Annotated in this window: 1 protein-coding gene (only partly in view); it reads right to left on the bottom strand. The window is 62.0% G+C overall.

The window, feature by feature from the left end; translation table 11 throughout:
• A protein-coding gene (locus P0M12_RS21545; protein WP_277376796.1) for a non-ribosomal peptide synthase/polyketide synthase crosses the window boundary here: on the bottom strand, positions 1-12,887 show its beginning. The gene continues 15,901 nt to the left of window position 1, outside the view; only the first 12,887 of its 28,788 coding nucleotides appear in the window; its start codon is at positions 12,885-12,887; the stop codon falls past the left edge of the window.

Below are 12,887 nucleotides of genomic sequence, written 5' to 3'. Positions count from 1 at the left end.
ACGGCAACAGGGACATTGTTGACAGCAGAATCGGTGTCGAATCGGTTGAGGAACCACATGCGCTGCTGCGCCAACGACAACGGAACCCGAACCGGACGCACCTGCGCAGTCAACGCCGCACGTGAACCGCCACCAACATGAGAACCCAAACGAGCAGCCAACGCCTCCACCGTCGACGCCTCGAACAACTCCCGCACCGACACCGAAGCATCCAACGCCTGACCCAACCGAGACGTCACCTGCGTCGCAATCAGCGAATTACCACCGAGCGCGAAGAAATCATCATCCAAACCAACACGCTCGACGCCCAGAACATCCGCAAACGTCTGCGCAACAACCTCTTCCACCACCGACGTCGGAGCACGGAACACCGCAACCTGCAACGACGGAACCGGCAACGCCCGACGATCCAACTTCCCGTTCACCGTCAACGGAATCGAATCCAACACCACAAACGCCGACGGCACCATGTACTCCGGCAACAACGAACCCACCGACACCCGAAGATCGTCGACCGAAACGCTCACACCCGCAGCCGGAACCACATACGCCACCAACCGCTGATCACCCGGAGAATCCTCACGAACAACCACCGCCGTCTGCGCCACCGACACATCCGCCAACACCGCAGACTCGATCTCACCGATCTCGATCCGGAAACCACGGATCTTCACCTGATCATCCGCGCGACCCAGATACTCCAAATCACCAGCACTGTTCCACGAAGCGACGTCACCCGTGCGGTACAACACCTCGCCGGCATTGAACGGATTCGCCACAAACCGCGTCGACGTCAACCCCGCCTGACCCAGATAACCCCGAGCCAACTGAACACCAGAGACATACATCTCACCCGCGACACCAACAGGCACCGGAGCCAAACGCGTATCGAGCACGAACACCTGCAGACCCGAAATAGCCTGACCCACAACACTCGCCGACGCATCCGCCGCCAACGCAGCATCCAACACACGATGGCTCACATGCACCGTCGTCTCCGTGATGCCGTACATGTTCACCAACGTCGGCGCGAAGTCACCGCGGCGGCCGTACCAATCCGACAAGCGACGCAACTCGAGCGCCTCGCCGCCGAAAACAACCCACCGCAACGACAACTCAGCAGCCCGACCGGATTCCGACGCCAACCGATCAGCCTCGGCCAACTGATAGAACGCCGACGGCGTCTGATTGAGCACCGTCACCCGCTCAGCAGCAAGCAACTCCAAGAACTGCTCCGGCGACCGCGACGTCACATAATCCACAACCACCAACGTGCCGCCGTACAACAGCGGACCCCACAACTCCCACACCGAGAAGTCGAACGCATAACTGTGGAACATCGTCCACACATCGGATTCGTCGAACCCGTACACACCCTCGGTATTCGCAAACAACTTCGCCACCGTCGTGTGCGGAACCTGCACACCCTTCGGGCGACCCGTCGAACCCGACGTGTAAATCACATACGCAACATTCGACGACCGCAACGGCGCAACACGATCCGCATCCGAAACCACCGAGCCATCGAACTCCGACACATCCACCGCGTCGATATCAACCACCGGCAAACCAGCGGGCAACACCAACTCACGCCCGGACCACGAAATCGCAGCCACCGGAGCAGCATCAGCCAACATGAACTCGACACGATCAGCCGGATACGACGGATCCACCGGCAAATACCCCGCACCGGACTTCACCACCGCCAACAACGCCACCACAAGATCCGCCGACCGCGGCAACGCCACCGCCACCAACGACTCCGGACCACAACCCTGAGCAATCAACCTGCGCGCCAAACGATTAGCCCGCACCGACAACTCACCATACGACAACGACTCGCCACCGAACCGCACCGCAACCCGATCACCAAACCGCGCAGCAGCATCATCGAACCACGCCGACAACGTCGAATCCACACCACGATCGATCTGGCCGGCACTGAAGCGGGACAGCAGGTTTCGTTCTCCATCGACCAAGATGTCAACGTCACCCACCGCTACGGTGGGATCAGCAGTCACCGCACGGAAGGTCCTTACCAGCCGATCACCGAATTCCACAACGGTCGACTCGTCGAACAGATCCGTCGCATACGTCAAAGAGGCGGACATTCCGGCGGGTGCGCCGGCCTCGTCGGTTCGTTCGGTCAGGGTCAACTGGAGGTCGAATTTCGCCAGCGCAAGATCGGCACTTTCGATCGACACTTCGAGGTCGCCCAGTTCGAGCGTTGTCTGTTCGTGGTTCTGGAACGTCAATGCCACCTGGAACAGCGGATGACGAGCCTGCGAACGAACCGGATCGAGAACCTCCACCACACGCTCGAACGGAACATCCGCATGCGCGAACGCCTGTAGATCCACTTCACGCGCCGAAGCCAACAGATCCGTGAACGACATCGACGGATCAACCTCGGTACGCAACACCAAAGTGTTGACGAACATACCGATCAGATCGTCGAGCTGCGCCTCACCGCGACCCGCGATCGGTGTACCGATCGCGATGTCGGTCGTTGCGGACAAACGAGAAAGTACGACGGCGAGCGCTGCGTGAACAACCATGAACGGTGTCGAGTTACTGCTGTGCGCAATCGAATTGACAGCTTCGTGCAGGGTGGCGTCGATATCGAACTCGACCTCGGCTCCGCGCCCTGAAGCGACCTCGGGACGCGGACGATCGGCAGGCAGATCCAACTGCTCCGGAAGATCAGCCAACGCATCCGACCAGAACGCAATCTGCTTCGCGATCACGGACCGCGGATCGTCCTCGGACCCGAGAACCTCACGCTGCCACAACGAGTAATCGGCGTACTGCACCGGCAACGGCGTCCAAGCCGGCACCGACGCTCGTGTACGTGCTTCGTAGGCAACCATCACGTCACGGGTCAACGGACCCATCGAGAAACCGTCGGTCGAGATGTGATGCACGACGAACACCAGGACGTATTCGCTGTCGCCGACTTTGAAGAGCTTGGCGCGCAACGGGACTTCGGACGTCACGTCGAAGCCGACTGTCGCCAGCTCGGCGACGCCCGCAGCCAGGCGATCTTCCGTGATCGACACGGGGCTGAGATCGACGACAACGTCTTGGACGTCGAGGACGTCCTGATAGCCGACGCCGTCGACGTCTGGATACACAGTTCGCAGTGATTCGTGTCGGCCCACGACATCGATCACGGCGGCGTCAAGAGCTGCCACATCGAGGGCGCCCGAAATCCTGATCGCCGCCGGGACGTTGTTCACTGCCGACGCGGGTTCGAACCTGTTCAGGAACCACATGCGCTGCTGCGCCAACGAAAGTGGGATCCGAGCTGGCCGGGGCTGCTGCACCAGTGGGGCGGTGGCGCCCGAACCGGCGTGCAGCTCGAGCCGGACGGCGAGTGACTGCACGGTCGACGCTTCGAAGAGCGCACGAACCGGAACGCTTGTGTCGAGCGCCTCTCCCAGCCGAGCGGCGACACGGGTCGCGATCAACGAGTTGCCGCCGAGTTCGAAGAAATCGTCGTCGCGGCCAACCTGTGCGACTCCGAGAACTTCGGAGAACACCTGCGCGACAGTCTCTTCGACGGTCGTGATCGGCGCCTGGTACACCTTGGACTCGAATACGGGCGAGGGCAGAGCCTTGATGTCCGTCTTGCCCGCGGTGGTCAACGGAATCGAATCGAGCACCAGTACCGAGTCGGGGACCATGTAGCCGGTCAGGAACGTCGACACCGACTCGATGACCTGTGCGGGATCCACCTCGGCGCCGGCCTGCGGCACGACGTATGCAACGAGACGATCTCCGAAGTGATCGTCGGAACGAACGAGAGCAACAGCTTGCGCAACGCCCGCGCAACGGGTCAGCGCGGCCTCGATCTCGCCGAGTTCGATACGGAACCCACGGATCTTGACCTGGAAGTCACTGCGGCCCACGTACTCCACTGCGCCACCGTCGATCCACCGGACCACGTCACCCGTGCGGTACAACCGCTCTCCCGGCGCCCCGAACGGGTCTGCGACAAAACGACCCGCTGTCAATGCCGGCTGTCCCAGGTATCCACGAGCGACCTGAACACCCGACACGTACAACTCACCTGCGACACCAACCGGAACGGGCTGCAAGCGGCCGTCCAAGATCCGCGCGGCCATTCCCCGAATCGGGCCGCCGATGTTCATACGATCAAACGCGGTCAGCGTATCGCTGATGTTCGAGGCGACTGTCGACTCCGTCGGACCGTACGCATTGAAGAATCCACGCACACCGCCATCCGGAAGCGGCACCGCCCACTTGGCAACGAGAGACCGCGAACTGGCTTCGCCACCGACGACAACCACCCGCAACGCGTCGAGCCCGCTCGGATCCACTGATGCCAGCGCAGCGGGCGTCACGAACGCATGCGTCACGCCCTCCGAGCGCAAGATCTCGGCCAATTCCGCGCCGCCGTACACCGTCGTCGGCGCAATCACCATCGTCGATGCTGCTCCGAATGCCATCAGCAACTCGAGAACAGAAGCATCGAAACTCGGCGAGGCGAAATGCAGCGTTCGAGCATCCGCGGTCAGCGCATAGCGCTCGACCTGCTCGGCGCAGAAGTTCGCCACACCCGCATTGGTGACCACAACGCCCTTGGGCAGACCCGTGGTGCCAGAGGTGTAGATGACGTAAGCAGGCTGCCGCTCGTCGATCGCACTGCGTCGATCCGAATCACTCACCGGCGCGCAAGATTCTGCCGCGCACGCCGCCACTGTCTTCTCGTCGTCGAGAACAACCCACGTCAACGCCGACGGCAATCCTGCCTCGACGTCACTGAGCGCAAGACCCAGCACCGCACCGGAATCGGAGATCATGTGGGCGATACGGTCAACCGGATACGTCGGGTCGACGGGCACGAATGCAGCACCCGTTTTCACCACTGCCCACAGAGCGAGAACCGAATCGGCCGAACGCGGAATCGCGATCGCGACCCGATCCTCCGGCCCGACGCCCTTCTCAATCAGAACACGAGCGAGTCGCGACGACCGCTCGTCGAGTTCGCGGTAGCTGATCGACTGACCGTCGAAGCGAATCGCATCCGCCGACGGATCCAAAGCGGCCGCCGCTGTGAGGATCTCGACCAGGGTTCCCGAGACCGACTGACCTCCATGAACATCGGCCAGCACACCCCGCTCGGCCGCATCGAGAATATCGATGTCACCGACGACAATCGAAGGAACCGACACGACGGTCTCGAGGATACGAACCAGACGCCGAGCAAACCCCTCGACCGTCGAAACGTCGAACAGATCTGCAGCAAACGTGAATTCGGCCGAGAGCCCTTGCTGGATCCCGTCTTCGCCGATCGACTCTGTTACTGCGAGTTCGAGGTCGAACTTGGCAGTGGTCGTGTCGATTTCGGCGGCCTTGATCGCCAGTCCCGGCAGTTCCAATGCCGTTTGCGCGAGATTCTGCAAGGACAGCACGACCTGGAACAGCGGATGTCTGGCCTGCGACCGGGCGGGAGCCAAGACGTCCACCAACCGCTCGAAGGGCACGTCCGAGTGAGCGAACGCTCCGAGCGCAGAATCACTCGCCGCAGCCAGCAGATCCGTGAATGCCTGGGCCGGGTCGACCTCGGTCCGCAGAACAAGCGTGTTGACGAACATGCCGACGAGATCGTCGAGCGCCTCGTCGCCACGACCGGCAACGGGAGTGCCCACGGCGATGTCCGAGGTCCCGCTCAGTCGGGCCATCAGAACGGCAAGCGCCGAGTGCAACGCCATGAAGAGCGTCGCGTTGTTCTCCCGTGCCAGCGCGTCCAATCGACGGTGCACATCCCCGGAGATCTCGAACGCGAATCGCTCGCCGCGCATCGACGCCACATCAGGCCGAGACCGGTCCGACGGAAGCTCGATCACATCCGGTAGGTCTGCCAGAGTCTCGGTCCAGTACGAGATCTGCTGCGAGATCAGTGATTCCGAGTCGTCTTCCGACCCCAGAACCTCACGCTGCCACAACGAATAGTCGGCGTACTGCACAGTCAACGGCTGCCACGCCGGCGCGATCCCGTCCTTGCGTGCCGAGTAGGCAATCATGACATCGCGAGCCAGGGGCGCCATCGACCAACCGTCAGCGGCGATGTGATGAACCACGATCGCAAGGGTGTGCTCGGTGTCGCTGACCGTCAACAGGCGGACACGGATCGGCACGTCGACAGTGACGTCGATCGCTGAGGATCCGATTGCAGCGACTCGACTTTCGAGCTCGTCCGGATCCGAAACCGACTCCACGGTCAGCCCGCCGAACGCCTCCGAAAGCGACAGAATCGACTGCTTCGGTCCGGAAGCCCCGTCCGGATATACCGTTCGGAGCACCTCGTGCCGGGCCAGTACGTCCTCCAGCGCCATTTCCATCGCGGCAGTATCGAGATGACCAGTCAGGTGCAGAGCAAAAGTGATGTTGTAAGCAGCTGAGTCGGTGTCGAAGCGGTTCAGGAACCACATGCGCTGCTGCGCCAGCGACAACGGAATTTCCGCGGGACGCACCTGTGCGACGAGCGCCTTCTGCCCGCCGCTACCTACGTGCGACTCGATGTGTGCGGCGAGCGCCTCGACGGTGGAAACGTCGAACAGCGTTCGCACCGGCACCGTAGTGTCGAGCGCCCGCCCCAATCGGGAGGTGACCTGAGTAGCCACCAGGGAGTTGCCACCGAGTTCAAAGAAGTCGTCGTCGAGGCCGACTCGTTCCACTCCGAGAACATCCGCAATCACCTGCGCGACAATCTCTTCCACCGGCGTGGTGGGTGCACGAAACTCGCGGACCTCGAAAACAGGCTCCGGCAAAGCCCGGCGATCCAATTTGCCCACCGGGGTCAACGGAACCTCAGCGAGTTCCATGATGACGGACGGAACCATGTAGCTCGGCAGAGCCTCCGCCACGAACGAGGCGAGCACGTCCCGATCGAAACTCGACCCGTCAGCCAGTTCGACGTAGGAAACGAGGGTTGTGACACCCGCCGCGCCTTCGCTTCCGACCGTCACCGCGAAGCGCACAGACTCGTGCGAGGACAGAACTGCGTCGATCTCACCGAGTTCGATACGGAATCCGCGAACCTTGACCTGGAAGTCACTGCGGCCGACGTATTCGAGAACCCCCGCGTCACCGCGCGCGTCTCCGCCGGTCCAGCGCACGACATCGCCGGTACGGTACATTCGCTCGCCATCCGGCGAATACGGGTTGGCGACAAACCGTTCCGCAGAAAGGCCTCGCCGCTCATGGTAGCCGCGAGCCAATGCAGCGCCCGCAAAGTAGAGCTCTCCCCTGGTACCGACTGGAACAGGATGCAGACGCTCGTCGAGTACCAGTGCCGACATGCCCTCGACGGGACGCCCGATGTCGATCGATCGGCCGATCGCGAGATCGCCGAACGACGAGATGATAGTGGTCTCGGTCGGACCATACCCATTGAAGTAGGCGCGCCCTGGGGCCCATTTCGCCAGCAACTCGGGAGTGGTCACGTCACCGCCGACGGAGACGACTCGCAATTCAGGCAGCTCTGCCGGCTCCATGGTCCCGAGTACTGCGGGAGTGATGATCGCGTGTGTGACCTTCTCGGAATGAAGAAGATCCGACAACTCGTGTCCACCGATAATTGTCGACGGAACGATCACCAAAGTTGCACCCGCGGAGAAGGCGACCATCCATTCGAGTACCGACGGGTCGAAGCTCGGTGAACAGATATGGAGGAAGCGCGAGGACTGTTCTACCTCGTAGCGACGCTGTGCTGCGTCTCTGACCCCACGGAGTCCACCGTGAGTGACGCTGACACCCTTCGGTTTTCCCGTGGAACCGGATGTGTAAATGACATATGCAACGTGAGAACTGTGAATCGGAGCGATTCGGTCCTCGTCCGTGACCGGCGCTGAAGATTGCGCCGACAGTTCTCCGTTCAGCGCCTGGCCGTCAAGGACCAACCATTCTGTGACCGCAGGAAGCTGATCTACGAACTGTCCCGACGTGAGTCCCATCGCGGACGAAGAATCGGCCAGCATGTGCCGGACACGATCTTCCGGATAACTCGGGTCGACTGGGACGTATGCCGCCCCTGACTTCGCCACCGCCCATACTGCACAGACCATCTCGTACGAGCGAGGAAAGGCGAGAGCAACAATGGTCTCGGGGCCGGCGCCACGTCCGATCAGAACCCGTGCGAGCTTCGACGACTGCTCATCGAGCTCTCGATAGGTGATCGATCGACCCTCGAAGCGCACAGCAACCGAATCCGCCTCAGCCGTGCCGGACAGGAAGATGTCGACGAGACTCTGCCGGGGCATCGTGTCATCCGCGGCTACGACCGTCAGATCGGTGCGCTCGGAGCGTGAGAGCAGGTCGATATCGCCGACGATCGTTTCAGGTCGGGTAGCCACGGCATCGAGGATGCGCACGAACCGAGTAGCGAAAGTGTTCACCGTGGCCGGATCGAACAGGTCCGTGGCATAGGTGAAGGTGGCGCTCAAGACGTCCGAGTCTTCGCTGCCTTCAGGATTCTCGGACACCATGAGCTCGAGATCGAATTTGGCGACCGGTACTTCCAATTCAGCTGCAACTGCTTTGACACCTGAGAATTCCAGTTCGCGTCGTCCACTGATCTCCGCAGTGAGCGCAACCTGGAACAGCGGGTGTCGAGCCTGCGAACGCGCCGGACTCAGAACTTCGACCAACCGCTCGAACGGCACATCGGCATGCCCGTAGGCAGACAAGCCCGATTCCCTTACCCGAGCGAGCAACTCTTCGAATCGTTCGTTCGGATCGACCTCGGTGCGAAGCACCAGGGTGTTCACGAACATGCCGATCACGTCGTTGAGCGCTTGATCGCCTCGCCCACCGATCGGGGCACCGATCGCGATGTCGGAGGTACCACTGAGCCGGCTCAACAGCGTTGCATATGCCGCCTGCAACACCATGAACAGCGAGACGCTCCTCGAGCGCGCCAACTCGTTCAACTTGCGCGTCGTGCGTTCGCTGATCTGAAAATGGTGCTTGGCGCCGTGATTGGACGCGATGGCAGGACGAGGTCGGTCGGTCGGCAGATCCAACTGATCCGGCAGATCGGCAAGTGCCCGGCGCCAGAAGTTTATCTGGCGAGACGACTCCGAGCGCGGGTCTTCGTCGGATCCCAGTGCTTCGCGCTGCCACAGGGCGTAGTCGGCGTACTGAATTGGCAGCGGCGTCCACGCCGGCGCAGACTTCTCACTTCGCGCCGAGTAGGCGACGAGAAGGTCACGTGCGAGCGGACGGAACGACAGTCCGTCTGCAGCGATGTGATGGAGAACCATCACCAGGACGTAGTCCGTCGGAGACACCTCGAAGAGGGCAACCCGTACCGGGATTTCGAGCGTCACGTCGAAGCCGCGAGACGCCACGTCGAACAGCGCCGCGTCGAGATGCGAATTCCGAATCTTGACCGGATTCAACTCCACCGCGGCCCGGTCGACCGGCAGAACCAGCTGTTGCGCGGTTCCGTCGACATCAGGGTAGATCGTCCGCAAGGACTCGTGTCGCTCGAGAAGATCCATCACCGCGGCATGCAGGGCGGACGGGTCCACCGAACCGGTGAGCCGGACCGTGAACGGAAGATTGTAGGCGGGCGTCGACGGATCGAGACGGTTGATGAACCACATGCGCTGCTGCGCAAGCGAGAGCGGGACGACCTCGGGACGAGGCTTGGCGATCAGCGGGGTGAGCTGCCTGGCGTTGCCCGCCACCGACTCGGCGCGGGCCGCCAGGGTGGCGACCGTGGTGGATTCGAAGAGCTCTCGAACGCCGAGTTGCACTCCCAATGCCGAACCCACTCGCGTCACTAATTGTGTTGCAACCAGAGAGTTTCCACCGAGCTCGAAGAAGTCGTCATCGATACCGACGCGCTCGACACCGAGAACGTCGGCAAACACGTCCGCCACGATGCGTTCGATTTCGGTGCGGGGCTCGCGGTACTGCTTCGCACTCGCGAACACCGGCTCGGGCAACCCGGCACGATCCAATTTGCCACTCGTGTTGAGCGGCAACGCATCGAGCACCATCAACGCGGCCGGAACCATGTACGACGGGAGGCTTCGGCCGGCGAACTCACTGAGCACCGCAGCATCGATGTTTCGGCCTGGACCCGGCACGACGTAGCCGACCAATTGATCACCGGTCGGGGTGACGGTCACCAAAACGACAGCCTGCGAAACGTCGGGGTGCGCCAGAAGGACGGTCTCGATCTCGCCGAGTTCGATGCGCTGCCCGCGGAACTTCACCTGGAAGTCTGTACGCCCGATGTAGTCGAGATTTCCGTCCTCACGGCGACGAACGAGGTCGCCGGTCCGGTACATACGCTCACCGGCCGTGCCGTACGGATTGGCTACGAACCGATCCGAGCTCAGGTCCGGTCGACCAACGTATCCGCGCGCGAGTTGAACGCCGGCGAGATAGAGCTCACCCGGCTGCCCGATGGGGGTCGGGCGAAGTTGTCCGTCCAGTACGTGCGCCTGAGTGTTCCACTGCGGCATACCGATCGGCACGGAAGTAGTATCCGTGGCCACGGCCTCGTAGTACGTGACCGATACCGCGGCTTCGGTCGGACCGTACAGGTTGTGCAGTCCGGCTCCACAGAGTTCGCGGAAGGCGGAAGACGTCTCGGGCGGGAGCGCCTCGCCGATGACGAACACGTGGCGCAACGAATCACAAGATCCGGCAGGTGCATTCGCAGTGAACAGCGTGAGCATGGATGGCACGAAGTCGGTGATCGTGACGCCGAGCTCCGCGATCTTGTTCGCCACGTAGATCGGGTCTCGATGACCGTCCGGAGTCGCGACGACGAGCGTGGCGCCGACCTGCAACGGCATGAAAAATCCCCACAGCGACACGTCGAATGTCGTAGCGGTCTTCTGCAGGTAGATGTCCGACGCCGAAAGCCCGTACTCGGCGTTCATCCACTGAAGCTGATTGTTGATCGCCGAGTGAGTGACCGCGACACCCTTGGGTCGACCGGTCGAACCCGAGGTGTAGATCACGTACGCAGTGTTCGAGAAATGCAAGGGAGACAGGCGATCCGCGTTGACGATCGGTCTGCTGTCGAGCTGCCCATAGTCCAGTGTGTCGATCTCGATGACCCGTGTGCCCGAGGGCAGATCCACGTCGTCCCGCGCAGTGGTCACAACACACGTGGGCTGCGCCGACTCGAGAATGTAGGCGGTGCGGTCGGCTGGGTGGTCGGGATCCACCGGTACCCAGGCTCCGCCGGCCTTGGCAATCGCGTACAGACCGACCATCAAGTCCAAAGACCTGCGGATCGACAGTCCTACAAGCGATTCGGGCCCAACACCCATGGCGATGAGTTGACGAGCCAAACCATTTGCGCGAGAGTCGAATTCGGCGTACGTGAGGCTGGCGCCTTCGAAAATGACAGCGGTGGCATCGGGAGTTCTCTCGACCTGACGCTCGAATGCTTCGGTGATGGTCTGCGAGGCAACGTGGAAGCCGGTGCGGTTCCACAAGGCAACCTTGTTTCGCTCCTCGTCGGTTGCGACAGGAAGATCCCAGACCTTGCGGCTCGTTTCGGCCGAGACGAACTTCTCGAGAAACTCCACGAACCGCGAGTGATTTCGCTGGGCGTCCGCGGGCGCGTACAGATTGGGATTCGACTCGAAGTCGATGTGTGTGCGGGTATCGCCGACGCTCTGATACAGGTTGACACCGAGGTCTTCGATCAAACCCGTGGACAAGATGTGAAGTTCGCCGACGAGGGGCCCGAACGCCAACTCGGTGGAAAACATCATGATGTTGATCCACGGGCCGAAGAATCCGCCCCGGCCCGGCCCGTCACCGCCGCGAACCATGTCCTCGTGTCGGTATCGCTGGTGGCGCAGTGCGCCGGACATTTCGTTCCTGACGTCGTCCAGAAGCTCCTGGACGGTGGTGTCCGCAGTGACGGTCAGTCGCAGCGGCACGACGTTGGAGACCATGCCTCCGGATCGACGCAGCACGGCTGTTGTTCGACCGGAAACGGGCAGACTCAGCGACACGTCCTCTCGCCCGGTCATCTGAGCGAGGTACGCCGCAAACGCCGCGACGACAGTGCCGGCAACAGTGGTCTTCTCGATGCGCTCGAGGAACCGCCCGAGCAGAGCCTCGACGTGGTTGGACAGCGCTGCACTGTCGATCCGACTGACTGGAGCCGGCGCGGCACTTCGACCCGCGAGGCTCGAGATCTCGTCGAGATTCTCGATCTTGTCTGCCCAGTACTTGCGATCGGTTTCGAAACGACTCGACTGGCGGTACTTGTTGTCCACCTCGTAGACGTTCCGGAGATCGGAGGCCTCACTCGGCTCCGGATCCCGGCCCTCCACGCGCGCCGAGTACAGCTCCGCCACACGAGTGACGAACGTCGACGCACCGAATCCGTCGAGAATTGTGTGGTGGACCCGCGTGTACCAGTAGTAGCGATTCTCGCCGAGCCGCAGGATCGTGGCAGAGATCAAGCGGTCCGTGAGCATGTCGATCGGCCGGCTGCGATCTGCTCGCATCCACCGCATGGCAGCGTCGTGCGAGTCGTCTTCACTACGAAGGTCGACGTAACCGACCGAATCATCGAGTGTGGGGTCGATGATCTGGTAAGGCTGGGCGTCGATCTCGAAGATCCGGACGAAGGCCGACCCGATTTCGCGACCGGCGTCTGCGCAGGCCTGCCGAAGGGCGTCAAGTTCCAGAGCACCACGGAGTTCGACGTACTGAGCGATGTTGACCGGAACGGCGGGATCGAGGTGTTGCGCGAACCACATACCGAGCTGGGCCGCGGAAAGCGGGAATGCGTCGGATCGCTGAACGTCTTCCGGCGAGCTGCCGACCTCCGGCTTGCCGCTCCCCAGTTCTCCGTTACCCAGCGAATTCAC

Source organism: Rhodococcus sp. RCBS9, assembly GCF_029457415.1.
Lineage (GTDB): Bacteria > Actinomycetota > Actinomycetes > Mycobacteriales > Mycobacteriaceae > Rhodococcus_F > Rhodococcus_F qingshengii.
Note: the sequence above shows the minus strand (reverse complement) of the source record. Positions and strands in the feature narration are given on the sequence as shown.